Origin of the sequence: Amycolatopsis sp. NPDC058278 (assembly GCF_042881395.1) — a bacterium.
GTDB lineage: Bacteria > Actinomycetota > Actinomycetes > Mycobacteriales > Pseudonocardiaceae > Amycolatopsis.
The window spans coordinates 95350-118721 of sequence record NZ_JBHVXZ010000005.1; the positions used below are offsets into that span (position 1 = coordinate 95350).

A 23372-nucleotide genomic window follows, 5' to 3' on the forward strand; every position below is an offset into this window, starting at 1 on the left:
GCGGGTTAGGGTGCCACATGTCCTTGGAGTTGATCGTGCTGGGCAGCGCGACCCCGTACCCCCGCCCCGGCGCGCCGTGCTCCGGGTACCTCGTCCGCGGAGCCGGCGCGACCGTCTGGCTGGACGCCGGCCCCGGCACCCTCGCCGCGCTGCAGGACCACACCGCGCTCACCGACGTCGACGCCATCTGGATTTCGCACCTGCACGCCGACCACGTCGCCGACTTGCTGCCGGCCGTGTACGCGCTGCTTTTCGCCGATCTCCGGCCCGCGAAACCGCTGCCGCTCCACGGGCCGCCCGGGATCCGCGAAAAGCTGCGTGACTTCCTCAGCAACACCGGCCCGGCGCCGATCGAGCAGGCTTTTCAGGTGCACGAGCTGCACGACGGCCACGTCACCGAAGTGAACGGCCTGACCCTGGCCACGACCGCGGTCGAACACGGCTTCCCCGCCTTCGGCGTCCGCGTCACCGATGGCGACCGCGTGCTCGCCTACTCCGGCGACACCGGCCCGTGCGCCGCCCTCACCGAACTGGCCAACGGGGCCGACCTCTTCCTCTGCGAAGCCGACGGTCCGGAGCCGTCCGCGGTCCACCTCACGCCCGAGGACGCCGCCCGCGCCGCGCACGGGGCCGGGCGGCTCCTGCTGACCCACCTCGGCCCGTTCCTGACACCGGACGAGGCCACCGAGCGCGCCGCGACCGTCCACAAGGGAAGTATCGAGGTCGCGGCGCCCGGCGCCGTGTTCTAGAGCACGCCCTTCGTGGAGGGGATGCCGCCCGCGCGCGGGTCCGGCTCGGTCGCCGCCCTCAGTGCCCGGGCCACCGCCTTGTACTCCGCCTCCGCGATGTGGTGCGGGTCGCGGCCGTGGATCACCCGCACGTGCAGCGCGATCTGCGCGTGGAACGCCAGCGAGTCGAACACGTGCCGCGTCAGCACGAACGGGTAGTTGCCGCCGATCGTGAACGTGTTGAACTGCTCCGGCTCGCCCACGTGCACGCAGTACGGCCGGCCCGAGACGTCGATGGCCGCGTGGGCCAGCGTTTCGTCCATCGGGATCCACGCGTCGCCGAAGCGGCGGATGCCGCTCTTGTCACCCAGGGCCTGGCGGATCGCCTGCCCCAGCACGATCGCCGTGTCCTCCACCGTGTGGTGGGCGTCGATGTGGACGTCGCCGGTGGCCTCGACCTTCAGGTCCAGCGAGCCGTGGACGCCGAACGCCGTCAGCATGTGGTCGTAGAACGGGACGCCGGTCGAGATGTCGACTTCGCCCGTTCCGTCGAGGTCCAGCTGGACGGAGATCGAGGACTCCTTGGTGGTCCGTTCGACCTTGCCGATGCGGGTCATCGCGAGACTTCCTTACTCGCCTCGAGGAAGGCGTCGTTCTCTTCCGGGGTACCGATGCTGACACGCAGGTGACCGGGGATGCCCGGGTCGCGGATCAGCACCCCGGCGTCCAGATAGGACTGCCAGGCGGCGTGCGGGTCACTGAACCGTCCGAAGAGGACGAAGTTCGAATCGCTCGGCACCGGGTCGTAACCCAGGCCCGCCAGCGCTTCCACGACGCGGTCGCGTTCGGCCGCCAGCTTGTGCACACTGTCCAAAGTGGCGTCCGCGTGCCGCAGCGCCGCCCGCGCCGCCGCCTGCGTCAGCCGCGAGAGGTGGTACGGCAGGCGCACCAGCTGCAGCGCGTCGACCACCGCCGGCGCCGCCGCCAGGTAGCCGAGCCGGCCGCCCGCGAACGCGAACGCCTTGCTCATCGTGCGCGACACGATCAACCGCGAAGGGTAGTCCGCCAGCAGGTGCACCGCACTGGCCTGCGAGGAAAACTCCACGTACGCCTCGTCGACCACGACGATCCCGGTGGCCGCGTCCAGGATCGCCCGCAGCTCCTCGACGGGGATCGAGGCGCCGGTCGGGTTGTTCGGGCTGGTGACGAACACGACGTCCGGACGCCGTTCCGAGATGACCGCGGCCGCCGCGGCCGTGTCGAGGGTGAAGTCGGCGCGGCGCGGCGCCGGCACCCACTCGGTGCGGGTGCCCGAGGCGATGATCGGGTGCATCGAGTACGACGGCTCGAAGCCGAGCGCGCTGCGCCCGGGACCGCCGAACGCCTGCAGGATCTGCTGCAGCACCTCGTTGGACCCGTTGGCGGCCCAGACGTTCGCCTCCGACAGCACGACCCGCGTCGACACGCTCAGGTAGTCGGCCAGGTCCTGCCGCAGCGCCACCGCGTCGCGATCCGGGTAGCGGTGCAGCTCGGCGGCCTCCGCGCGGACCGCCTCGGCGATGTCCGCGACCAGCTCGGGCGGTGGCGGGTACGGGTTCTCGTTCGTGTTGAGCCGGATCGGGACGTCCAGCTGCGGCGCGCCGTACGGCGACTTGCCGCGCAGGTCGTCCCGCAGCGGCAGCTGGTCCAGGGTGACCTCTTCGCCGATGGTCATCGGGCCTCGCCTCCGAAGCGCGCGGCGACGGCCTCGCCGTGCGCGGGCAGGTCCTCGGCGTTGGCCAGCGCGACGACGCGGCCGGCGACCTCGCGCAGCGCGTCCTCGGTGTAGTCCACGACGTGGATGCCCTTGAGGAAGCTCTGCACGGACAAGCCCGAGGAGTGGCGGGCGAACCCGCCGGTGGGCAGGACGTGGTTGGACCCGGCGCAGTAGTCACCGAGCGACACCGGGGCGTACGCGCCGACGAAGATCGCGCCGGCGTTGCGGACCCGGGCGGCGACCGCGCGCGCGTCCGCCGTCTGGATCTCCAGGTGCTCGGCGGCGTAGGCGTCGACGACGCGCAGACCATCCTCCACTGTGGACACCAGGATGACGCCGGACTGCTTGCCGGCCAAGGCTTCCGCGACCCGCTCGGTGTGCTTCGTCGCGGCGACGCGGTTCACCAGTTCCTTGTCGACGGCGTCGGCCAGCTCGGGCGACGTCGTCACCAGGACGCTCGCGGCGAGGGGGTCGTGCTCGGCCTGGCTGATCAGGTCGGCGGCGACGTGCACCGGGTCGGCCGTCTCGTCGGCCAGGATGGCGATCTCGGTGGGCCCGGCCTCGGCGTCGATGCCGATCAGGCCGCGCAGGAGCCGCTTGGCCGCGGTGAGGTAGATGTTGCCGGGGCCGGTGACGATGTCGACCGGGGCCAGCTCGGCGCCGTCGGTGTCCGTGCCGCCGTACGCCAGCAGCGCGACGGCCTGCGCGCCGCCCGCCGCCCAGACCTCGTCGACGCCGAGCAGCTCGGCCGCGGCGAGGATGGTCGGGTGCGGCAGGCCGCCGAACGCGGCCTGCGGCGGCGAGCAGACGACCAGGGACCCGACGCCGGCGATCTGCGCCGGGACGACGTTCATCACCACGGTCGAGGGGTACACGGCCAGCCCACCCGGGGCGTACAGCCCGACGCGCTCGACCGGCACCCACTTCTCGGTGACCGTGCCGCCCTCGACGACGGTGGTCGTGACGTCGGTGCGGCGCTGCTCGGCGTGCACCTTCCGGGCGCGGGTGATCGACTCCTCCAGCGCCGCCCGCACCTGCGGGTCGAGCTCGGCCAGGGCCTCGGTGAGCTTCGCCCGCGGCACCCGCACGGACGCGGGACGTACCTTGTCGAACTTCTCGGTGTACTCGATGACGGCTTCGACACCGCGGTCGCGGACCGCCTCGACCACCGGGCGCACGTGATGCAGCGCCGCGTCCACGTCGTATTCGGCACGCGGCAGCGTGGCGCGCAGTTCGGCGGCGGTCGGGACCTGCCCGCGCAGGTCGGTGCGGTTCAACATGCCCACCAGGGTACGAGGTCACACCGAACGGGTTTTCGGCGATACTCCCCGGTGACGGCCGATCCCAGCATGCAGGAGGCAGCGGTGGCGCGAATCGCGTTGTGCCAGGTCAACTCGGGTGACGATCCGGAGGCGAACCTGAAGCTGATTCGCTCCGGCGTCGAGACCGCGGCGGCGGACGGCGCGCGGATCGTGGTGTTCCCCGAAGCCACCATGGCCCGGTTCGGCCGGCCGCTCGAGCCGGTCGCGGAGCCCCTCGACGGCCCGTGGGCGTCGGCCGTGGCTTCGGTGGCCGCCGAGCACGACGTGGTCGTCGTCGCCGGCATGTTCACCCCGGCGGACGACGGGCGGGTCCGCAACACGCTGCTGATCACCGGCGGCGGGCACCACCGCGGCTACCACAAGATCCACCTCTACGACGCGTTCGGCTTCGCCGAGTCGGACACGGTGGCGCCCGGTGCCGCGGCGACCACCTTCGAACTGGACGGCGTCGTCTACGGCGTCGCGACCTGCTACGACGTGCGGTTCCCGGAGCTGTTCCGCGCGCTCGCCGACGACGGCGCCGACGTCGTGCTGCTGCCGACGTCGTGGGGCGCGGGCGAGGGCAAGCGCGAGCAGTGGGAGGTCCTGGTGCGCGCGCGGGCGCTGGACTCGGGCTGCTGGGTGCTGGGCTGCGGTCAGGCCGACCCCGCGGCGACGGGCGTCACGGTCAACCCGAAGGCGCCGACGGGAATCGGGTACTCGCTGGTCGCGGACGGCTTCGGCCGGGTGGTCGCCCAGGCCGGAGCGGCGCCGGAGACGCTCCTGGTGGACGTGGACCCGGCGGTGTCGGCCCAGGCCCGCGCGGCAACGGGAGCCCTGGCCAACCGCCGCCTCTGAACCCGCAACTCGCGTGATCCGGGCCGGAACTCGCGTGATCGAGGCCGGAACTCGCGAGATACGGCTCCGATCACGCGAGTTACGGGTTCCGTCACGCGGGTGACGGGTTCGATCACGCGAGTTGCGGCTAGCGGAGCAGGCCTTCGCGGATGGCGACCCGGACGAAGCCCGCGCGGCGGCGCTCGCCGGTCTTGTCGCGGATGCGGTCCAGGTACGACCGCACCGTGCGGACGCTGATGTTGAGGATCTCCGCCACGTCGACGTCCCGCTCCCCCGCCGCCACCAGGCGGAGGACCTGCTTCTCCCGCTCCGACAGCACGATCTTCGGGCCCGCGTGGCGCTCTTCGCTGTCCTGGATGATCATCCCGGCCAGTGTCGGCGAGACGTACGCGTTGTCGTCGGCGATCGTGCGGATCGCGCGCAGGAGCTCGTCGCCGTCGACGTCCTTCGACAGGAAGCCCTTCGCGCCCGCCTGCATCGCCCCCAGCACCTCCGGCTGCTCCGCGTGGGCGGACACCACCAGCACCTTGTGCCCCATCTGCCCGACTTCCAGGACCGCGGCCGCGTCCTGGACGCCGCGCAGCTTGAGGTCGAGGACGACGACGCTGCCCGCCGGCTGGTCCTGGACCGCGAACCGGGCCACCGAGTCCGCCACCGCGCCGAGCTCGATGTCCGGCGCCTCGGTCAGCACGCGGGTCAGCGCGTACCGGTAGAGCGGGTGATCCTCGATCACGCCCACGGAGATCCGCGCCGGCTCGCTCATTTGCGGCCGCCGCGCCGGGGGTTCGCGTCGCCGATCAGGCCGCGCCGGATGGCCTCCTTGACCAGGCCCGGCCGCCGCCGTTCGCCCGTCTTGTCGCGGATGCGGTCGAGGTAGCCGCGCACGGTCCGGACGCCGATGCCGAGGATCAGCGCGATGTCGACGTCCCGCTCCCCGGCCGCCACCAGCCGCAGCACCTGCTCCTCGCGCGGCGACAGCTCGGCTTCGGCCGACACGGCGGGCCGGTCGGCGTTGTCCTTCATGATCATCCCGGCGACCACCGCCGAGACGTACGCGCCGCCGTCGGCGACCGTCTTGATCGCGATCAGCAGCTCGTCCGCGTCGACGTCCTTCGACAGGAACCCGCGCGCCCCCGCCGCGATCGCGCCGAGCACGACCTCCGGTTCCGCCTGCGCGGAAACCACGAGCACGTGGTGCCCGAGCTCGCACACCTCCAGCACGGCCGCCGCGCCCGCGACGCCCGGCAGGCCCAGGTCCAGCAGGACCACGCTGCCCGGCGGCTGCCGGTGCACGTGGAACCGGGCGACCGAATCGACGACCGCGCCGAGCTCGACGAAGTCGGCTTCGGCCAGCACGCGTGCGACGGAGACGCGGTACAGCGGGTGGTCTTCGATGACCGCGACCCGGACCCGCCCCTGGCCCAGTTCACCCTCGGTCGAACGCTCTTCTGTCATGTGCACGACTTTCACCCCGTTCCACCCGACGGAGCCGGCCGTCCGGCCGTGGCCGGGTCCAGCGCGGGGCCCGTCGGCACCAATGCCAGCAAACTACCTGTGACCGGCGGCTTGGCGACCCCTCCGTAGCCGAGCGAGGCCAAGGCCTGCGTGTTCACCACCGGGTACTTCCGGCCCGTGTCGGTCACCAGGTACGCGGTGACCGAACCGGCTTCGACGACGACAGCTCCTCCCGAGGGAGGCACGAACACCTCGTCCGCCACCCTTGCTTCGGTCCGGGTGGCGACCTGGATGGCTTTGGCGCCGACGGGAAGCGGGAATTCGGCCGAAACGAGCAACCGGCTGCCCTGAACGCACAGCGCCACGGCGTTGCCGGTGATCGGCGCCTTGCCGGGGACGCGGTCGGGGTAGGCGGCCGGGTCGGCACCGCCGGCGCGCGGCGTGGCGGTCTTCGCGACCGCGGCGACGTCGGCCGCGCGGACCTCCACCGGCGCGGGCGGCCCGGGGTAGGCGGCGGCGTTGGCCTCCGTCGTCACCAGCAGGCTCGCCTCGGTCTGCCCGACCGGCTCGAGACCCTCGCGGCGGACCAGGTAGTACGACGTGGCGGCGCCGGGCGCGGCCATCGCGTCGACGACGGCGAGGACTTCGCCGACCCGGGTGCCGCGGCCGCCCACCGCGGGCCCCGGGCTACCGGCGCCGGCGACCGGCAGCGCGGTCAGGTCGCGGCCGGCCGGGACGGTGTCGAGCCACCGCGAGGACACCGCGATCGTCGGGTAGCTGTCGAACTGCAGCGCGGTCGCGGCCTCGTCGCTCAGCCGGTAGCGCCGTCCCCCGGCCAGCAGGAAGCGCTCCCCCTTCGGCAGCCGCACGATCACGCCCTGGTCCCGCGGCAGCTCGACACCGGACGCGGGCGCGGCCAGCAGCACGGCGGTGCGCGGCTCGGCCGACGCGGGCGCGTCCTGGGTGGTCCGGCTGCAGCTCGTCCAGGGCGTGGTCACGAGCGCGCCCGACGCCGGCAGCGAGTCGGGGGCGCCGGGGATGCCGATCTCGGTGCCGCGGCCCGCCTTGCCGAGGTTCTCCGGCGACACGGACACGGTGGCGTCGCCGTTCCCGCCGGCCAGCAGCCGCGCGGACGCGTAGTTGAGCACCGGGTGCAGGACGCCGTCGGCGCCGAGCACGAACCGCGCGCCGCTGCCCTCCTCGACGATCACCTTGCCGCCGGCCAGCCAGTCCTTGCCGCCGGAGGGGTTCAGCAGGCCGATGATGCCGAAGACGGCGGTGACCAGGAGGGCGGCCACGACGCCCAGCACGGTGCCGAGCACGAGCCGGCGGCTGGGCGAGACGGGGTGGTTGGCGTCGGCGGCGACGAGCGCGGAGACGAGCCTGCGGCGGAGGAACTGGTACGCCTGGATCTGGTCCCGCTGCGTCCACACGCTGCTGTGCCCCCGGCTGTGTCCGTCGACCCTCCGAGTGCCCGATGCTAGGCACCGCACCAGCGGGCGGCGAGGGTAATTTTTACGCCCACGCGGTATCCGGGCAGCCAGTAGCGTCGAGGGCCGGGGAAAGGGGAGCCCGTGTCCGTCGATACCGCCGGCGCCGTCCGCCCGGCACCGTCCCGGTCCACGGCCGCGCCACTGCCGTGGCTGCTGCCGATCCGGCCGCTGCAGGCGGCGCTGTGGGAGCTCGCCGCGATCGCCGTGCTGCTCGCGTGGCTGGTCGACGGCGTCACGCAGCCGGTGCGGATCGGTGCCGCCATCGGCGCGGGCTTGCTCGTGCTGCTGACGTCGGTGCGCTTCGCGGGCCGGCACCCGGCGGGCTGGGCGCTGACGTGGACGGCGTTCCGGTTGCGCCGCCACGACACCCGCCGCGACAGCCCGGACCCGCTGTTGCGGGTGGCGGGGCCGGTCAAGGTCCGCCAGCACGTCGACCGCGCGGGCAACCGCTTCGGCGTCGCGGAGATCGACGGCGGGTGGAGCGCGCTGATCCGCTTGACGCCGGACCCGGGCGCACCGGGCCCGCTGGTCGAGGCCCTGCGGTCGGCGTACCGGCGGACGGACGTCCCGCTGGCGTCGGCCCAGCTGCTGACCTGGGCGATCCCCCACGGCGACCAGGTGCTGCGGGTGCGCTGGCTGGCGGTGCGCTACCGGCCGGACCTGGCCCCGATCGCGGCGCTGGCCCGCGGCGGCGGTGATCTCGGGGCGCTGCGGAGCACGGCGTCGGCGGCGTTGAGCTTGATGGGTGCGCTGGCCGAAGCCGGGTACCAGAGCACGGTGCTCGAGGCCGGGGAGCTGGCGAAGGAGCTGCGGGTGGCCTTGGGGGCCCAAGGTCCGGCGTCCGAGCCGCCCGACCGGTGGAAGTCGTGGGTGTGGGGCGATTCCACGCAGGTGTGCTTCTCCCCGCGTTCGCCGCGGCTGGTGGACTTTTCCGTGCCGGGCGCGGCGTTCACGGCGACGTCGTACACGCTGACCCGGACGGCGGGCGGCAAGGAGAAGGCGGAAGTGACGATCCGCGTGGGCGCGCGGCCGGGTGCCCCGGCTCCGGCGCCGGGGCTCCCGGTGGTCCCGCTGCACGGCCGGCACGGAGCGGCGGTCCGGAAGACGCTGCCGCTCGCGCTGGACTCCTGAACGACGTGCGGCACCAGCTCAGTTCACGACGAACGTCCTGATGCTGCGGGCCGGCAGCTGAGCGTTGAACGCTCCGTTCGAGATGGTGACGTCGGTGTAGCGCGCGAGGTTCGCGCTTTCGTTCGTCAGCCAGGTCTGGGCGGTCGCGGAACCGGTGTCCCGGAGGGTGAACGCGAGGTCGACCGCCGAGGTGTTCTTGTTGACGGTGACGACGACGATCCTGGCTCCGCTCTTGAACGCCGAGACGTAGACGTTCGCCTGCGGGTTCGCGGTCGCGGTGATCCGCGAGCAGCCCGGGCGGACCCACTTCGAGAAGTGCGCCATGCAGGCGCCGCGCTTGCTGATCTGCCCGTCCTCGCGCATCGGACCGTACGAGCGGCGGATGTACCACCACACGTAGGTCTGGAACCGGCCGTCCACCAGCGCGCGGTGGATGTGTTCGCCGACGTCGAGCGCCTGCGGCCACAGGTCGGCCGAGTCGGTGCTGTTGGGGTAGTAGACCTCGGTCATCCACAGCTCTTTGCCGCCGCCCTTCTGCTGGAAGAGCGGGTAGGGCAGGTCCGCGAACCGGGTGCCGTAGAGGTGCGCGCCGATGATGTCCACGTTGGCCAAGGCGGTGGCGTCGTTGAGGATGGGGTCGGACATCGCCTTGCGGTACTGGAACGACTCGGGCGCGATGACCTTGGTGGTGAGCACGCCGGCGTTCTCGCGCAGGAACTTGACGATCTCGGCGGCGGTCCACGCCGTCCACTGCTGGGCGTAGTCCGGCTCGTTCTGGACCGAGATCCCGTACAGGGGCACTCCGTTGTTCGCCATGAACGCGGTGAAGTCGTTGAGGTGCTGCGCATAGGCGGCGTAGGAATTGTATTTCAGCCGCTTGCCGCCGGAGAAGCTCTCGGTCATCGAGGCGGGCGGGTTCCACGGCGAGGCGATGACCTTGGCCCCGAGCTGGCTCGCCCGCTTGGCCGTGGCGACCTCGCGGCTCCAGTTGTTGCGGTCCTCGTGGACGGGGATGCGCAGCACGGTGAAGCCCAGCTGTCCCGTCCCGTTGCCGAACGCCGTCTCGCGCTGGGCGGCGGTGAGATCGCTGATCCAGACGGTGTGGTTCATCCCGCCGAAGCCCAGGATCGTCTGCTGCACGTTCGACGGCTCGACGACCACCGCGGTGGCCGCCTCAGCCGGTGTCGCGGCCGCCAGCACCGGCAGCGCGGCGCCCGCCGCCAGCACGGTCCGCCGGCGCAGGAGCGGCGAACCCTCGATCTCGGAACGGTCTTGGCGTGGTGACATGGCATCTCCCTGGAGTCGACTGGCGAACAGCCTGGGAGCGCTCCCGACACAGGTTTAACAGTGGCCGCGCCGCACCGTCAATGAAACCTTCATTCGAATACATCGACGGCCGCCGGGCGCTCAGCCTCGGACGGCTTCGTACACCCCTGCGATCATCGCCACCACCGGTACCAGGGACAGCAGCACCAGGAACTCCGAGACGTCCAGCAGCCGCGACCAGTAAGGCGAACGCAGCCCGCGCGCCACCCGCGTCGCGTACACCAGGCACACCACCGCCGCCAGCACCACCGCGCAGCCCACCGCGAACACCGCCGTGCGGTGGCCCGAAGCCACCAGCCACACCCCGGCGCACACCAGCGCCGGGATGCCGAAGCCGATCAAGACCAGCCGCTGCGCCCGGCCGGCGTACGACCGCGACCGCAGGATCCACGCCACGCCCAGCAGTGCCGCCAAGCCCGCTTCCCACGGTCCACCCGACGAAAGCACGACGGACGCCGCCAGCACCACCAGGCCCAGCGCCACCAGCAATCCCGTCAGCACCGCCTGGGCGCGGGAGGTTCGGCCGATCATCTCCGTGCCCAGCGACGGCTGCTCGTCCGCGCGGAACGCCGCCATGTCGTCCGGCACGCGCGGCAGCGGCAGGCGGGCCAGGCGCAACGCCAGCATCGGCGCCACCGCCGCCAGGGCCGTGCACAGCACCGCGACCACCGCGGCGGCCGACAGCGCGGAGAAACCGGCCAGCAGCACCACGCCGGTCGTCACCGCGCCGAAACCCGCGGCGCCGGTGATCGCCACGAACCACGGCAGGCGGTCGGCCACCGAGACCGCCGCCAGCACGCCGTACACCGTCACCGCCGCGAAGCCCGCCGCCAAAGGGCCCGCCGACAGCGAGAACAGCGGATGCGGTGGCAGCACCGACATGCCCGCCAGCAACGCCACGCCGACGCCGGCCAGCGACCCGGCCGCGCCCGCTTCGGCGTCGCCGTACGCGCGGCTCAGCGCGCCGCCGCCGAGCAGCAGCACGAGTGCCAGCAGCCCGGTCCCGATCGGCGCCAGGACGCTGCCCGACGCCGCCGCCTGGACCAGCAAGCCGCCCGCCAGCAGCAGGACCACCGCGGCCACCAGGCCGGACCGCCGAGCCACCGACGGACCCCAGCCGCCGTCGGCGTCGGCGACGCTGGCGATCGAGTCGACGACGTCGTCGAACAGCAGCGGACCCCGCGGGCGCTCCCGCGGGGTCAGGTGCAGCACTTCGCCGTCGCGGATCTGGGCCGCCGCGACGCTCAACCCCAAAGCCAGCGGCGCGCCGCCCAACCTCGAGAGCACCCAGCCCGGGTGCTCGGCCGACGCCTGCCCGGACGCCCCGGCCAGCCGGACCAGCTGCGGCACCAGCTCGGCGAACGTCGACTGCTGCGGCAGGGCGACGTCGACGCGGGCCCGCGGCGTCACGACGGTGACCCGGCGGGTGGTACCGGTCAGGGCGGTGCTCATGCCGCCTCCGCGGGAAAGAGAACGTCGGCGGGCGTCATCACACGTCTTTCGCGGCCGCGATCACCGGGGCGAACTTCGCGCTCGAAGCCTCGGCGAGCTTCTGCAGCCCGGCGTTCACCGCCTCCAGGACGATCTCCGAGAGGTTGCGGGCGTCGTACTCGCGGATCGCGCGGGGGTCGATGTCGATCGAGGTGAAGCGGCCGTCGCCGCGGAGGGTGACGGTGACCTCGTTCTGCCGCGAGTGCGCCTTGATCTCCATCGCCTCGACCGTGCGCTGGATCCGCTGGACCTCTTCGGTCTGCTTGCGCACCTGCGCCAGCAGCTCGTCCATGTCCGGCACCGCGTACGGATCGGTCACTGTGCTTTCCCTTCGTGCTGGCGGACGTGGACGCTGGCCACGAACCGCTGGAAACCGGGTGAGAGCGCCCGGGCGGCCGCGGGCGCGGCCGTGCAGGCGAGCTCGAGCACCAGGCGGTCTTCCGGGGTGGCCCCCGGGACCGTCAGGTGCACCTGGGTCTGGATCAGCTCGGTGCCTTCGCCGGTGCGCAGGCGCAGCAGCTGCATGACGGCGGGCGCGGCCGGGTCGCCGACGTCGCGGCGGCTCAGCACCTCGAGCCCGGCCAGCGTGCGCGAAAGCCGCTCGACGGCTTCGGCGGCGATGGCGTCGATCGACGCCTCGTCCGGCCGCTGCTGCACGCTGACCGTGATGTTCGGCGTGAACTCCTCGCCCGGCACCGGGTGCACGGCGACGAACACCGCGCCCGAGTCGCCCGGGTCGACGGCGGTCCAGCCGTCCGGGATGACGAAGTCGAGGGGAAGGGTCATCACAGCCCCACGTACGAAACGGCGTCGTCCCAAGCGGAGCCCACGGCGTCGGCGGCGTCGGTGGCCGCGTGGCTGACGGCGTCGACCGCCGCGCCGCCGTACTCGCCGATCGTGTGGCCGAGCTTCGGCAGGTCGATGTCGATCTTCGCGCCGACGCCCAGGCCGAGGCCGAGCGCCGCACCCGCCTTGAAGTTCACCTTGAGGTGCCCGGCGTCGTAGACGGCCTGGGCGTCGAGCTGCGCGCCCAGGCCGTACTGCAGGGTGCCGTTCGCGCCGACGCCGATGCCCGCGACGTCCGCGGCGACCTCGCCCTCGACCTTCCCGCCCACGAACGCGTTGGCGTGCGCGCCGACGCCGTGGGCGCCGATCGTGCCGGACGCGCTCACCTCGCCGCCGGCGAACACCGTGCCCTTGGCGTGGGCTTCGGCGACGCCCCACTCCTTCTTGAGTTCGGCCTCGCCGTGCAGCGCCGCGAGTTCCGCGTGCCCGGACGCGCCGGCGTCCCAGCCCTTCGACGTGATCTTCCCGTCGTACTCCGGGGAAAACCCGTCCTGTTCGTGCTGGAACTTGTAGTAGGTGATCTCGGTGTTGCGGCCGATCTTGTTCTTCAGGCCCTCGGCTTCCGGCTGCCCGAACGGCGTGTCCGCCTTCTTCGGCGCCCGCGTGCCTTCGAGGCCGTCCCAGGTCAGCTTCTTCCAGCCGGAGTTGCCGAACCACGACGGCACGGTCCGCGGCCGCTTCCGGCCGTCGAGGGGCTCGCCGTTGAGCCAGTGCAGCGGCCCGCGGGCCCACTTGCCGAGCTCGTGCTCGAGCCGCCCGACGCCTTCGGGCGGGAACAGCTCGGCGAGGGCGTCGGAGAACTCGTCGACGACCTGGCGGCCCGCGGCGGCGCTCTGTTCACCGAGCTGCCGGGCGGCCTGGATGAACGCACCGACCGAAGCGGAGTTCACCGCGCGGGCCTGGGCGGTCAGCTGGGCGGCGTACTGGTCGAACTGCGCGAGCACCGAATCGACGGCGGCTTCGGCGGACTGCACGAGCCGGGCCGCGGTACCGAGCCGCTTCCCCTGGTCGTCGAGCTTCGTGGCGGTGTCGGTGAGTTCCCGGCCGAGCTCACCCGCCGCCGTCGCGAACGCCGTGTAGGCGTCGCCGTCCCAGTCCGCGTGCAGGGCCTTGGCGGACTCGTCGATTTCCCGTGCCCGGCCCGAAATCGCCGACGCCCGGCTCGCGGCCCGCTGCGCTGCGGCGCTCAGCGCCCCGGGATCGCCGGTGACCCGCCGGCGGCACTCGACGAGCACCCGCCGGTACCCGGACAGCACCGAGCTGACCACCCCGGACGCGTCGAGGACCCCCGAGCCCGCCACCGGTCAGTTCCCGGCCGCGTCGTAGCCGACGTGCTGGCTGAAGTGCTTGCCGTTGTAGTCCAGCGCGATGTCGAGGTCGAAGTCCTGGCCGCCGGGAGCCTCCACAGTGGACTCGCCGGTGGTCAGGTCGGTGTGGATGACGACCTCGTCGGCGTGCCCGGAGGCCGGGGCGGGCACCACGGGCGCCGGAACCGAAGGCGCGGGTGCGGGCACCGGAGGCGGTGTCACCGGGTGGTCTACCGGAATCCAGCTGTTCGCCGGGTTCGCCGCGCCGCCGGAACCGCTGGAACCGCCGCCGGTGGCGAGCGCGGGCGGGGTGTAGTCAGTGAACGAGGGCTGCTGCGGGATCCCCCCGCCGCTCCCGCCCGCCACCGCCTGCTGCCCCGACGGGCTCGCCACCGGCGGCGGGGTCTGCGGCGCGGTGACCGGGGTGTTCCCGATCGACGGCGTCGTCGCGCCCGAACTGCCGGAACCGTGGTGGAAGAGCTTCTCGATCTCGCCGATGACCTGCGCGAGCGTGGTGACCTGCTGGGCGAGGTCCACCGCGCCGAGCGCCTTGAGCAGCGCGCCGATCGCGGTGATGAACGCCCGCAGCGACGCGCTCGTCGCGGTCGACAAAGCGACCGCGGCCCCGTAGGTCCACCAGTTCGACATCAACGCGGCCACCGTGGGGTTCACCGCGGCGACCACCGCGCGGTAGGCCTCCTGCGCCGTTTTGATCAGCGTGCCGGAGACGCCGAGCAGCTCGGCGCCCTTCTGGACGACGTCGATGATCTTCGTCAGCTGGCCGAGCGAGTCGCTGATCTTCTTCAGCGCCGACTCGCTCGCCGCCCCCGACCAGATCTTGCCCAGCTGGTCGGCGGCCTTCGTCAGCTCGTTGTACATGCCGAGGAACTGCTCGGCCTTGCGGACCAGGTCGGCCACGTGCTTGGCGATCTGCTCCGGCCGGCCGGTGACGATCTGCGGCAGGATGGTGATCGGCCCACCCGAAGACGCGGTCGCGTCCATCGCGCTGGAGTTCGGGAAAGTCAGCATCGGTCCTCACAAGGGTTCAAGGAGTTCAGACGACGGAAGCGGGCCGGTAGACGCTGACCCTCGCCAGCCCGCCGGTGCGGGCGTCGAGCAACCCGTGGTTGTAGAGGCGGCCGCCGTCGCCGGCGACGCCGATGACCGGCTGGCGGTCGGAAAACAGCAATGGCTCCACGACCACGACGTCGCCGCTGTGCACGCCGCCGGGCACGTCGGAGAACGTCCGCGCGGTGCCCGCGTAGACCTCGATCAACCCGATCCGCGCCTGGTTGTCGGCGTCGCCGGCCAGCCAGTCGTTGAAGTCGGCGACGCCGTGGAAGCGGGTGTCGGTGATCGGGTGGTCGCCGAGCTTGCCCAGCCGCGCGTCCCCCAGGTAGCGCAGCACGTTCCCGACCGACGACGGCTCGCCGTGGGCGCCCGCGCTGTCGTTGATGGCCAGGGTGGCGAGCTCGGAAGCGTGCGAGCTGCCCCAGATCGACGACGCGGTGCTCGTCGGAGCGTGCCCGCCGTCGTAGCCCGAGGCGACGTCCCGGTCGGCCGCCTGATAGGCGTCGGCGCTGGCCTTGACGAGCCCGTTGACCTGCTGCAGCAGCTGCAGCAGCGTGCGGACGGCGGTGATCTGGCCGGAGTGCAGGGCCGCGTTCGCGGCGGCGACCGAGCTGCCGAACGTCGCGAACGACATCGGCTGCACGACGAGCCGTTCGAGGTCGGCCACGGCGTTGATGCCGTGGGCGATGATGCCCCCGACGTTGCCCACGGCGGAGCGCATCGCCTCGGGCTCAGCCCGGTACTCGCCGGCCATGGGTCTCCTTCCGGGGGGGTGCTCGGCTGAGCGTAAGTTCGGCCCCGGAAGCGGGCGGACGGCAAAAGTACCCACCGCGGCGTGGCGGCGAGTGGCCAAAATACCGGTCAGACCGCCCCCGAACTGGAGCAGCCTGTTCAGATGAGCCTGCCGTCCGACCGTCCGAGCGAAATCGTGCTGCAGTCCCCGCCGATGCTCCCGAAGAGCTCGTCCGGCGGAATGGTGCAGCTGATGATGTTCCTGCCGATGATGCTCGGCATGGGCGCGATGTCGTTCGTCTACATCGGACGCGACGGCGGCGTGATGACCTGGATCTTCGGCGCGCTCTTCCTCTGCGCCATGGGCGGCATGGTGGTGATGTCGCTGGGCCGCGGCGGGATGGCGAAGAAGGCGCAGATCAACGACGAGCGCCGGGACTACCAGCGCTACCTCTCCGGGCTGCGCGCCCAGGTCCGCGACATCGCCGACGGCCAGCGCGCGGCCATGATCGCCGTCCAGCCCGACCCGGCCGACCTGTGGGCCTACGTCGAAACCGGGAAGCTGTGGGACCGGCGGCGCACCGACGGCCAGTTCGCCCAGGTGCGCGCGGGCACCGGGCCGCAGCGGCTCGCGACGCCGTTGAAGGCGCCGCAGACCGTGCCGCTGGAGGACCTGGACCCGGTGTCCTCGACCAGCCTCAAGCACTTCATCCGCACCTACTCGACGGTGGACGGCCTGCCGGTCGCGCTGTCGCTGCGGTCGTTCGCGGCGGTCACCGTGGCCGGGCGGCGCCCCGCCGTGCTCGGCCTGGTGCGGGCCCTGCTGTGCCAGCTCGTCACCTTCCACTCCCCCGCCGACCTGCGGGTCGCGGTCTGCGTGTCGCCGGACCGGCAGCACGACTGGGAGTGGGCGAAGTGGCTGCCGCACGCGACGGCGGCCGGCACGGCCGACGCCGTCGGCTCGCGGCGGCTGGCCGCCGGCACCGCGGCCGGGCTGGCCGAGCTGCTGGGCGCCGACCTGGGTGAACGTCCCGCGTTCAGCCGCCGCGCGGCCGCCGAGCTCGACCTGCCCCACCTGGTGGTCCTCGTCGACGGCGGCAACGCCCACGGTGAGCCCCGGCTGATCGGTGAGGACGGCCGCCTCGGCGTCACGGTGATCGAGGTCGGGCAGGAGCACCCGCGGGCGTCGTCGACCGAACGGCTGCTGAGCCTGCACACCGCGCCGGAGTCCCTGGGCATGGTCGTCGGCGAAGGCGGCGAGCAGCGGCTGGGCTTCCTCGGCCGCCCGGACGTCCTCGACCGCGGCGCCGCGGAAGCCCTGGCGCGGATGCTGACGCCGTTGCACACGCCCGCCGCGCTCGTCGGCGAGAAACCGATGTCGGCGACCTTCGGCCTGGCCGGGCTGCTCGGCATCGGCGACCCGCGCGACACCGACACGGCCGTCACGTGGGCCCCGCGCGCGGCCCGGGACCGGCTGCGGATCCCGCTGGGCGTCAACCCCGAAGGCCGTCCGGTCGAACTGGACCTCAAGGAGTCGGCCGAGGGCGGGATGGGGCCGCACGGCCTGGTCATCGGCGCGACCGGGTCCGGCAAGAGCGAGCTGCTGCGGACGCTGGTGACGGCGCTGGCCGTGATGCACTCGTCGGAGACGCTCAACCTGGCGCTCATCGACTTCAAGGGCGGCGCGACCTTCGCCGGGATGACCGGGCTACCGCACACGTGCGCCGTCATCACCAACCTCTCCGACGACCTCGCGCTGGTCGACCGCATGGCCGACGCGCTCAACGGCGAGCTGCTGCGGCGCCAGGAACTGCTGCACGCGGCCGGGAACTACGCGTCGGTGCGCGACTACGAGAAGGCCCGCGCGGACGGCGCGCCGCTGGACCCGCTGCCGTCGCTGCTGGTGATCATCGACGAGTTCAGCGAGCTGCTGTCCTCCCGCCCGGAGTTCATCGACCTGTTCGTCGCGATCGGCCGGCTCGGGCGGTCGCTCGGCATCCACCTGCTGCTGGCCTCGCAGCGGCTCGAAGAGGGCCGGCTGCGCGGGCTCGACTCCCACCTTTCGTACCGGATCGGGCTGCGGACGTTCTCCGCGGCGGAAAGCCGCGCGGTGCTGGGCGTCGCGGACGCCTACCACCTGCCGCCGGTCCCGGGCTCGGCGTACCTGAAGTCCGACACCGAGACGCTGATCCGGCTCAAGGCGGCTTACGTCTCCGGCGAGCTGCCGCCGCGCAGCACGATCGTGCGTGAGGACGGCCAGGAGCTGGGCGTGCTGCCGTTTTCCCTGGCCCCGGTGGAGATCCCGGTGACGACCGAGGTGTCCGCGACGCCTTCGGAGGAGGGCACCGGTGAGACGATCATCGGCGCGATGCTGTCGCGCCTGGAGGGCCGCGGCCCGGACGCGCACCAGATCTGGCTGCCGCCGCTGGCCGAACCGCCCACGCTGGACCAGCTGCTGCCGCCGCTCGGCGAGGACGCCGCGCGCGGCCTGTGCCCGCTCGGCTGGGGTGGCAACGGGAAGCTGACGATCCCGGTGGCGCTGGTGGACAAGCCGTTCGAGCAGCGCCGCGACCTGCTGTGGGCCGACTTCTCCGGCGCGGCCGGGCACGCGCTGATCGTCGGCGCGCCGCAGAGCGGGAAGTCGACGCTGATGAAGGTCATCGCGGGCATGCTGGCGCTGACGCACACCCCGGCCGAGGTCCAGCTGTTCGTGCTGGACATGGGCGGTGGCGCGCTGGCCCCGATCGCCGGGCTGCCGCACGTGTCCGGGTACGCGACCCGCCGCGACGCCCAGCGCTGCCGCCGGGTCGTCGCCGAGCTGACGACGTTGCTGGAGCAGCGCGAGGAGTTCTTCGCCGCGCAGGGGATCGAATCGATGGCGGCGTTCCGCGCTCGCCGTGCGGAGTTCACCGAGAGCACGGACGAGCGCGAGTTCGGCGACGTGTTCCTGTTCGTGGACAACTGGACGACGATCCGCCAGGAGTACGAGCAGCTGGAGGAGCAGATCACCGGGCTGGCCGCCCGCGGGCTCGGCTTCGGCATCCACGTGATCGTCTCGCTCAACCAGTGGATCGGCGTCCGCGCCCAGCTGCGCGACGCGATCGGCACGCGCTTCGAGCTGCGCCTGGGCGACCCGATGGACTCCTCCATCGACCGCAAGGTCGCGGCCAACGTGCCCGCCGACCGCCCGGGCCGCGGCATCACCGCGGAGAAGCTCCACTTCCTCGCGGCACTGCCGCGCATCGACACCGACCAGCGCCCGGAAACGGTCGGCGCGGGCGGCGTCGACCTGGTGCGCCGGATTTCGGACGCGTGGCAGGGTCCGCGCGCCCCGCGGGTCCGGCTGCTGCCGCCGGAAGTGCCCCTGGACGGGTTGCCCGCGGCGCCTTCGCGTCAGGTCACCTTGGGCATCGCCGAATCGACGTTGCGCCCGGTGTACCTGGACTTCGCGGCGGACCCGCACTTCATGGCCTTCGGCGACGTCGAGTCCGGCAAGAGCTCGCTGCTGCGGGCGATCGCCCACGGCATCACGTCGGCGTACACCCCGGACGAGGCGGCGATCATCGTCGCGGACTACCGGCGCGGTTTGCTGGGGGCGGTGCCGGAGCCGCACCTGCTGGGGTACGCGGGAGCGGAAGGCAAGCTGACGGACCTGATCGGCGAGTGCGCCCAGGCGATGCGCAACCGGCTGCCCGGGCCCTCGGTGACGCCCGAGCAGCTGCGGAACCGGTCGTGGTGGCGCGGGCCGGACCTGTTCGTCCTGGTGGACGACTACGAGCTGGTGGCGACGGTGGGGCGCAACCCGTTGCAGCCGCTGCTGGAGTTCCTGCCGCAGGCCCGCGACATCGGCCTGCACCTGGTGATCGTGCGTGGATCGGGTGGCGCCGGGCGGGCGTTGTTCGAGCCGGTGCTGCAGCGGCTGCGGGAGCTGGGCTCGCCGGGGCTGATCATGTCCGGGACGAAGGACGAGGGCGCGTTGCTGGCGGACGTGAAGCCGTCACCGCAGCCGCCGGGCCGCGGAACGCTGGTGTCCCGGCGGCACGGGACGGGGCTGGTCCAGGTGGCTTGGACGAAACCGGCGGATTCCTAGTCCGCGAGGAGCGGATCGTCCCCGACCCCACGCTTCACCCGGCCCGGCATCGAGCCGTGCGGTGCAATCCGCCATCACCCCGCGGCCCGCTCGATCTCCGGTGCCGTGGCCCCGAACTCGGCGGTCGCCCCACCGGAGCGGGCCCGGCGCACCTCACCGCACGGGCCCGGTCACTTCGGCGGCGAAGTGGTAATAGCAGACCGCCCGGTGCTTGCCGCCCTCCCAGCTCGACGACGTCGGCGTCACGACCTGGACGCGGACGCCGGGCACCGGGCGGGCGTCGGCTTCGCACCGGGCCAGGGTGCTCCGGTAGACCTCGAGGATGTCGGGCATCGGGCCCTCGCCCAGCGGGAGCACTTCGAACGCCTCGCCGGTGTGCTGCGCCGTGCACGGCATCCGGAACACGTCCGCTTCGCCCGAGACCGCCGGGGCCTGGAAGCACTCGCCCACGGCGAGGTCGAGCCCGTGCGCCACGCCCTCGGGCAGCCGTCCCTGGCCTGCTTGCCGCTGCTGCCACCACGCCGCCCCGATGGCGATCCGGTACGCGGCCACGCCCGTCCAGGCGGTGAAGGCCACCAGCCCGCAGATGACGAGCACGAGCCCCCGCTGCTTCTGCTTCCTGATCCGGGAGATCGCGACGGCGCCGAAGACCGGCGCGAGCAGCCCGCCGAGCAACCCGGAGACGAGCGTCGCGATCGCGTAGCGGCTGATCGGTTGGTTGCGCAGCTCGGCGCGCATGAGCTCGTCGAAGAGCTCGGGATCGTGCTGTGGTGCTGACATGGTTCCCCCTCCCGTGCCGGCGCGCGGGCAGCCGGCCGCACCGGCTGTGGTCCGGCGCGGTGGCAGCCTAGGCGGGATCGGCCCAGGACTCCGCCACCTTTTCGAGGTCGGCGACGAACTTGCGGACCGCCTCGCCGTCCGGGCCCGGGAAGCGCGCCGCCACCGCCGGGGCCAGCGATCCCCGGATCAGGTCCAGGACCTCCCGCCGCTGCACCGCGGTCAGGTCGCCGAGGTCGACCGTGCGGAAGCCGTGGGTGGAAGCCGCCCGGAACCGCGCCGCCACACCTTCGTCGGTGACGGCCGAGGCGAGGTGGTCCAGGACCCAGTAGTAGGTGCCGCTGGAGGCGATCCACCGGTCCGGTGAACCGGTCCGCCTGATGGTCCCCGACATCGAACACTCCCCGGCCCGCTCGGCGGCACACGAATTGCGGCACGTTGAAACAGGGCGTGCGGAAAAGAATTGAACACCCCTCTTCGCCGTCGCCGGAGCGACAGCCTTTCTCACACTATCCGAACGCCTGGTCGAGCCGGAATGTGAGGTGAATCACCACCCGGTCCGGTAATATTCACGGTTTCCTGTCGATGGGATCACCGGGCGAAAGCCCCACGAGGGGGACCTGACCTGCGCGACCGCAATAGCCGTCACAACGGTTGCGACGTTCGGCGTATGGACAGGCCGGGAGGGATCGACTAGGGGGAGGAAATCCGGTCGGGGGCCGGTTGCCGCGCGGGGAACGTCTCCAGCCCATTCCCCGGACGCGCCATTTTCCGATGAGCGGGACCACGCCCCGCGGCGGCGAAAACCGCTGATTTCGCCATTCCGCGAACGCCGGCATCGGCATCCACCCGCGCCCTGATCGCCGTCCTGTTCCGAAAGTACGAGGGGAGAAATCCGCATGTCCATCCGTCCCACCAGGGTCGTGGCGGCCACCACGGCCCTGCTGGCCGCCGGGCTGCTGACCACGGTGCCCGCCGAAGCCGTTTCCGGCGGGACCGCCGCCGCCCAGGGTGCCTACCCGTACGCCGCGAAACTCACCGCCGACGGACGGGCCTGCGGCGGCGCGCTCGTCGAGCCCGACCTCGTCCTCACCGCCGCCGGCTGCTTCCCCGAGAACCCGCAGGGCGGGGTGCCGGCCAAGGCGACCACCGCGACCATCGGGCGGACCAGCCTGGGCGGCACCGGCGGGCGCGTCGTGCCGGTCACGAACGTCGTCGTCCGCGCCGACCGCGACGTCGCGCTGGCCCGGCTCGCCACGCCGGTCACCGACATCGCTCCCCTGCCGCTCAGCACCATCCCGGTCAACTACCCCGGCGGGGACGAGACGCTCACCCTGGCCGGGTACGGCCGCACCGAGAGCGAATGGGTGCCCGACACGCTGCACGTCGGCACGTTCAAGGCGCCGTCGTCGACGGCGACCACCCTGGCGCTCACCGGCACGAACGGCACCGACGCTTGCAAGGGCGACGCCGGCGCGCCGATCTTCCGCGACGCCGGCGGCCGCACCGACGTCGTCGCCGTGACCAGCGCGTCGTGGCAGCACGGCTGCTTCGGGGAGACCACGACCCGGCAGGGCACCACCGCCGCCCGCGTCGATGACATCGCCGGCTGGATCCGCCAGCAGGCGCTGGCGCCGGCCGCCAAGGCCGTCGGGCACGCGATCACGCTGACCTGGCACCCGGTGAGCGACCGCACCGGCTACCGCGTCTACGCCTCGGCCACCCCCGACGTGCCGGTCGACAGCGCGCACCTGCTCGGCAGCGTCGACGGCACGTCGTACACGCACACCGGCCTGCCCGCCAAGCAGACCCGCTACTACCGCGTCGTCGTCGCGACGACCGACGGCTGGACGAGCACGCCGACCGAGGTCGTCTCGGCGGCCACTCCGGTCTCGGCGGGCAACGACTTCACCGGCGACGGCAAGGACGACACAGGCGCGGCGTACGACCTGAAGAACGCCCGCACCGGCGTGTACGTCTGGCCGACGACCGCGGCCGGCGTGGGCGCCCCCGAGCTGAAGTGGAGCGCCGACGGCTGGGAGGCGGCCAAGGCCCGCTGGGTCACCGGCGACTTCAACGGTGACGGCCGCACCGACATCGCCGCCTTCTACGACTACCTCGACGGCGGCTCGAACCTGTTCCTCTGGTATGCCAACGCCGCCGGCGGGTTCGACAGCCAGGGCATCAAGTGGAGCGGCGCCTTCCGGCCGCTGAACGCCCGGTTCACCGCCGGCGACTTCGACGGCGACGGCCGCACGGACATCGCCGCCGCCTACGACAACGGCAACGCCGACCTGAGCATGCTGACCTGGCACGCGACGGCGACCGGTTTCGACGCCCCGGTCACGCAGTGGCGCACCGGGCCGGGCAACTGGTACCTCGCCCAGTCGAGCTGGCGGGGCGGGGACTTCAACGGTGACGGCCGGGCCGACCTGGCCGCGTTCTACGACTACCGCGACAACACCGCCAACCTGTTCCTCTTCTACGGCAACGCTTCCGGCGGGCTCGTCTCGCAGGGCGCGAAGTGGAACGGCGGCATCCCGTCCGGCAAGGCGCAGTTCGTCTCCGGCGACTTCGACGGCGACGGGCGCACCGACCTCGGCGCGGCGATCGACCTGGGCGGCACGAACCTGACGTTCCGCACCTGGCACGCCACCGCCACCGGGGTCGACGCGCCGGTCACGCAGTGGACGAGCGGGCCGGGCAACTGGAACCTCCCCCAGTCGCAGTGGAGCACCGGCGACTTCGACGGCGACGGCCGCACGGACCTGGTCGCCTCCTACGACTACGGCGGCTCGAACACGAACCTGTTCCGCTTCCACGCGAACGCCTCCGGTGGCTTCGACCACGAGGGCGTCAAGTGGAGCAGCAACGGCACGTTCAACGCCGCCCAGTCGAGGATCTTGTAGCACCGCGGTGGTGGCGTGCCCCCCGGGCGCCCCCCCCCAAACACCCACGGGGAAACGAAGGACCCACACCCCCCCAGCAGGGACACCCCAGAATAAGGAAA

At 72.6% G+C, this 23372-nt stretch carries 20 protein-coding genes; 5 read left to right on the forward strand and 15 right to left on the reverse strand.

Features of this window, described 5'->3' with window-relative positions; translation table 11 throughout:
* The first annotated feature begins 17 nt into the window (after window positions 1–17).
* A complete protein-coding gene (locus ACFVYA_RS04000) occupies window positions 18–749 on the forward strand; it encodes an MBL fold metallo-hydrolase (RefSeq protein ID WP_387042133.1) in 732 nt (243 codons plus the stop codon).
* On the opposite strand, the gene hisB is transcribed toward ACFVYA_RS04000, so the two are convergent.
* Genes hisB through hisD form a run of 3 tightly spaced genes read right to left on the reverse strand, consistent with a single transcriptional unit; the run spans window position 746 to window position 3764 of the window.
* Complete coding sequence (gene hisB, locus ACFVYA_RS04005) at window positions 746–1345, reverse strand: imidazoleglycerol-phosphate dehydratase HisB (protein ID WP_285989510.1); 600 nt, start codon at window positions 1343–1345, stop codon at window positions 746–748. The genes ACFVYA_RS04000 and hisB overlap by 4 nt on opposite strands.
* Window positions 1342–2442 (reverse strand): histidinol-phosphate transaminase, encoded by a 1101-nt coding sequence (locus tag ACFVYA_RS04010; protein ID WP_387042136.1) that lies wholly within the window; start codon window positions 2440–2442, stop codon window positions 1342–1344. Before ACFVYA_RS04010 ends, hisB begins: the two co-directional genes overlap by 4 nt.
* Window positions 2439–3764, reverse strand: coding sequence for a histidinol dehydrogenase (gene hisD, locus ACFVYA_RS04015; protein WP_387042139.1), 1326 nt, complete (start codon window positions 3762–3764; stop codon window positions 2439–2441). The genes ACFVYA_RS04010 and hisD overlap by 4 nt, the downstream gene beginning before the upstream one ends.
* An 84-nt stretch (window positions 3765–3848) precedes the next feature.
* Between hisD and ACFVYA_RS04020 the strand changes: the two genes are divergently transcribed.
* The gene (locus ACFVYA_RS04020; protein ID WP_387042142.1) at window positions 3849–4643 is read left to right on the forward strand and encodes a carbon-nitrogen hydrolase family protein; all 795 of its coding nucleotides are present in this window, start codon (window positions 3849–3851) and stop codon (window positions 4641–4643) included.
* 127 nt (window positions 4644–4770) lie between these two features.
* Here the strand turns inward: ACFVYA_RS04020 and ACFVYA_RS04025 are convergent, their stop codons facing one another.
* From ACFVYA_RS04025 to eccB, 3 genes are read right to left on the reverse strand one after another with little or no spacing between them, the layout of a single operon-like run.
* Window positions 4771–5406, reverse strand: coding sequence for a response regulator transcription factor (locus tag ACFVYA_RS04025; RefSeq protein WP_285989506.1), 636 nt, complete (start codon window positions 5404–5406; stop codon window positions 4771–4773).
* Window positions 5403–6098, reverse strand: a complete 696-nt coding sequence (locus ACFVYA_RS04030) for a response regulator transcription factor (RefSeq protein WP_285989505.1) — start codon at window positions 6096–6098, stop codon at window positions 5403–5405. The genes ACFVYA_RS04025 and ACFVYA_RS04030 overlap by 4 nt, the downstream gene beginning before the upstream one ends.
* 11 nt (window positions 6099–6109) lie before the next feature.
* A complete protein-coding gene (eccB, locus tag ACFVYA_RS04035) occupies window positions 6110–7531 on the reverse strand; it encodes a type VII secretion protein EccB (RefSeq protein WP_387042147.1) in 1422 nt (473 codons plus the stop codon).
* Between the two features lie 141 nt (window positions 7532–7672).
* Between eccB and ACFVYA_RS04040 the strand changes: the two genes are divergently transcribed.
* Window positions 7673–8722: a type VII secretion protein EccE gene (locus ACFVYA_RS04040; protein WP_387042149.1), complete on the forward strand. Its 1050-nt coding sequence runs from the start codon at window positions 7673–7675 to the stop codon at window positions 8720–8722.
* Between the two features lie 18 nt (window positions 8723–8740).
* Here the strand turns inward: ACFVYA_RS04040 and ACFVYA_RS04045 are convergent, their stop codons facing one another.
* The 7 genes from ACFVYA_RS04045 to ACFVYA_RS04075 form a co-directional block, all read right to left on the reverse strand.
* Entirely contained in the window at window positions 8741–10009 is a 1269-nt protein-coding gene (locus ACFVYA_RS04045; RefSeq protein WP_387042152.1) for a glucuronoxylanase, read from the reverse strand.
* Window positions 10010–10129: 120 nt separating this feature from the next.
* The gene (eccD, locus tag ACFVYA_RS04050) at window positions 10130–11500 is read right to left on the reverse strand and encodes a type VII secretion integral membrane protein EccD (protein ID WP_285989501.1); all 1371 of its coding nucleotides are present in this window, start codon (window positions 11498–11500) and stop codon (window positions 10130–10132) included.
* Between the two features lie 37 nt (window positions 11501–11537).
* On the reverse strand, window positions 11538–11858 hold the full coding sequence (locus ACFVYA_RS04055) for a YbaB/EbfC family nucleoid-associated protein (RefSeq protein ID WP_013224119.1): 321 nt from the start codon (window positions 11856–11858) through the stop codon (window positions 11538–11540).
* Entirely contained in the window at window positions 11855–12325 is a 471-nt protein-coding gene (locus tag ACFVYA_RS04060) for a hypothetical protein (RefSeq protein WP_285989500.1), read from the reverse strand. Before ACFVYA_RS04060 ends, ACFVYA_RS04055 begins: the two co-directional genes overlap by 4 nt.
* Window positions 12325–13686, reverse strand: a complete 1362-nt coding sequence (locus tag ACFVYA_RS04065) for a WXG100 family type VII secretion target (protein ID WP_387042157.1) — start codon at window positions 13684–13686, stop codon at window positions 12325–12327. The genes ACFVYA_RS04060 and ACFVYA_RS04065 overlap by 1 nt, the downstream gene beginning before the upstream one ends.
* Before the next feature lie 3 nt (window positions 13687–13689).
* Complete coding sequence (locus tag ACFVYA_RS04070) at window positions 13690–14721, reverse strand: WXG100 family type VII secretion target (RefSeq protein WP_387042159.1); 1032 nt, start codon at window positions 14719–14721, stop codon at window positions 13690–13692.
* A 25-nt stretch (window positions 14722–14746) separates the two neighbouring features.
* On the reverse strand, window positions 14747–15517 hold the full coding sequence (locus ACFVYA_RS04075; RefSeq protein ID WP_387042161.1) for a WXG100 family type VII secretion target: 771 nt from the start codon (window positions 15515–15517) through the stop codon (window positions 14747–14749).
* A gap of 141 nt (window positions 15518–15658) precedes the next feature.
* On the opposite strand from ACFVYA_RS04075, the gene eccCa reads away from it, so the two are divergent.
* Window positions 15659–19585, forward strand: a complete 3927-nt coding sequence (gene eccCa, locus ACFVYA_RS04080) for a type VII secretion protein EccCa (protein WP_387042164.1) — start codon at window positions 15659–15661, stop codon at window positions 19583–19585.
* Between the two features lie 153 nt (window positions 19586–19738).
* Here the strand turns inward: eccCa and ACFVYA_RS04085 are convergent, their stop codons facing one another.
* Both ACFVYA_RS04085 and ACFVYA_RS04090 read right to left on the reverse strand, forming a co-directional pair.
* The gene (locus ACFVYA_RS04085; RefSeq protein ID WP_387042167.1) at window positions 19739–20365 is read right to left on the reverse strand and encodes a hypothetical protein; all 627 of its coding nucleotides are present in this window, start codon (window positions 20363–20365) and stop codon (window positions 19739–19741) included.
* Between the two features lie 67 nt (window positions 20366–20432).
* Entirely contained in the window at window positions 20433–20756 is a 324-nt protein-coding gene (locus ACFVYA_RS04090) for a hypothetical protein (RefSeq protein WP_387042170.1), read from the reverse strand.
* Between the two features lie 505 nt (window positions 20757–21261).
* Here ACFVYA_RS04090 and ACFVYA_RS04095 point away from each other — a divergent pair.
* The gene (locus ACFVYA_RS04095) at window positions 21262–23271 is read left to right on the forward strand and encodes a trypsin-like serine protease (protein ID WP_387042173.1); all 2010 of its coding nucleotides are present in this window, start codon (window positions 21262–21264) and stop codon (window positions 23269–23271) included.
* Window positions 23272–23372: the final 101 nt, after the last annotated feature.

Excerpts from the sequence above, each read along its gene's own strand:
- ACFVYA_RS04000 (WP_387042133.1), top strand. The coding sequence starts at position 18 with ATGTCCTTGGAGTTGATCGTGCTGGGCAGCGCGACCCCGTACCCCCGC.
- hisB (WP_285989510.1), bottom strand. The coding sequence starts at position 1,345 with ATGACCCGCATCGGCAAGGTCGAACGGACCACCAAGGAGTCCTCGATC.
- ACFVYA_RS04010 (WP_387042136.1), bottom strand. The coding sequence starts at position 2,442 with ATGACCATCGGCGAAGAGGTCACCCTGGACCAGCTGCCGCTGCGGGAC.
- hisD (WP_387042139.1), bottom strand. The coding sequence starts at position 3,764 with ATGTTGAACCGCACCGACCTGCGCGGGCAGGTCCCGACCGCCGCCGAA.
- ACFVYA_RS04025 (WP_285989506.1), bottom strand. The coding sequence starts at position 5,406 with ATGAGCGAGCCGGCGCGGATCTCCGTGGGCGTGATCGAGGATCACCCG.
- ACFVYA_RS04030 (WP_285989505.1), bottom strand. The coding sequence starts at position 6,098 with ATGACAGAAGAGCGTTCGACCGAGGGTGAACTGGGCCAGGGGCGGGTC.
- ACFVYA_RS04045 (WP_387042152.1), bottom strand. The coding sequence starts at position 10,009 with ATGTCACCACGCCAAGACCGTTCCGAGATCGAGGGTTCGCCGCTCCTG.
- eccD (WP_285989501.1), bottom strand. The coding sequence starts at position 11,500 with ATGAGCACCGCCCTGACCGGTACCACCCGCCGGGTCACCGTCGTGACG.
- ACFVYA_RS04060 (WP_285989500.1), bottom strand. The coding sequence starts at position 12,325 with ATGACCCTTCCCCTCGACTTCGTCATCCCGGACGGCTGGACCGCCGTC.
- ACFVYA_RS04070 (WP_387042159.1), bottom strand. The coding sequence starts at position 14,721 with ATGCTGACTTTCCCGAACTCCAGCGCGATGGACGCGACCGCGTCTTCG.
- ACFVYA_RS04075 (WP_387042161.1), bottom strand. The coding sequence starts at position 15,517 with ATGGCCGGCGAGTACCGGGCTGAGCCCGAGGCGATGCGCTCCGCCGTG.
- eccCa (WP_387042164.1), top strand. The coding sequence starts at position 15,659 with ATGAGCCTGCCGTCCGACCGTCCGAGCGAAATCGTGCTGCAGTCCCCG.
- ACFVYA_RS04085 (WP_387042167.1), bottom strand. The coding sequence starts at position 20,365 with ATGTCAGCACCACAGCACGATCCCGAGCTCTTCGACGAGCTCATGCGC.
- ACFVYA_RS04090 (WP_387042170.1), bottom strand. The coding sequence starts at position 20,756 with ATGTCGGGGACCATCAGGCGGACCGGTTCACCGGACCGGTGGATCGCC.
- ACFVYA_RS04095 (WP_387042173.1), top strand. The coding sequence starts at position 21,262 with ATGTCCATCCGTCCCACCAGGGTCGTGGCGGCCACCACGGCCCTGCTG.